Here is an 846-nt window from a genome sequence, read left to right as displayed (position 1 = left end):
AGTCAATCGGTGGACGGGATTCTCACCCGTCTTTCGCTACTCACACCGGCATTCTCACTTCTAAGCGCTCCACATGTCCTTACGATCATGCTTCAACGCCCTTAGAACGCTCTCCTACCATTGTCCAAAGGACAATCCACAGCTTCGGTAATATGTTTAGCCCCGGTACATTTTCGGCGCAGTGTCACTCGACTAGTGAGCTATTACGCACTCTTTAAATGATGGCTGCTTCTAAGCCAACATCCTAGTTGTCTGGGCAACGCCACATCCTTTTCCACTTAACATATATTTTGGGACCTTAGCTGGTGGTCTGGGCTGTTTCCCTTTCGAACACGGACCTTATCACCCATGTTCTGACTCCCAAGTTAAATTAATTGGCATTCGGAGTTTGTCTGAATTCGGTAACCCGAGAGGGGCCCCTCGTCCAAACAGTGCTCTACCTCCAATAATCATCACTTGAGGCTAGCCCTAAAGCTATTTCGGAGAGAACCAGCTATCTCCAGGTTCGATTGGAATTTCTCCGCTACCCTCAGTTCATCCGCTCACTTTTCAACGTAAGTCGGTTCGGTCCTCCATTCAGTGTTACCTGAACTTCAACCTGACCAAGGGTAGATCACCTGGTTTCGGGTCTACGACCAAATACTAAACGCCCTATTCAGACTCGCTTTCGCTACGGCTCCACATTTACTGCTTAACCTTGCATCAAATCGTAACTCGCCGGTTCATTCTACAAAAGGCACGCCATCACCCATTAACGGGCTCTGACTACTTGTAAGCACACGGTTTCAGGTTCTATTTCACTCCCCTTCCGGGGTGCTTTTCACCTTTCCCTCACGGTACTGGTTC

1 rRNA gene is annotated in these 846 nt (G+C 48.7%); it reads right to left on the bottom strand.

The window, feature by feature from the left end:
* Nucleotides 1-846, bottom strand: a 23S ribosomal RNA gene (locus SD53_RS12555); the annotation flags it as partial.

The organism is Rheinheimera mesophila, assembly GCF_000986865.1.
Classification (GTDB): Bacteria; Pseudomonadota; Gammaproteobacteria; order Enterobacterales; family Alteromonadaceae; genus Pararheinheimera; species Pararheinheimera mesophila.
Note: the sequence above shows the minus strand (reverse complement) of the source record. Positions and strands in the feature narration are given on the sequence as shown.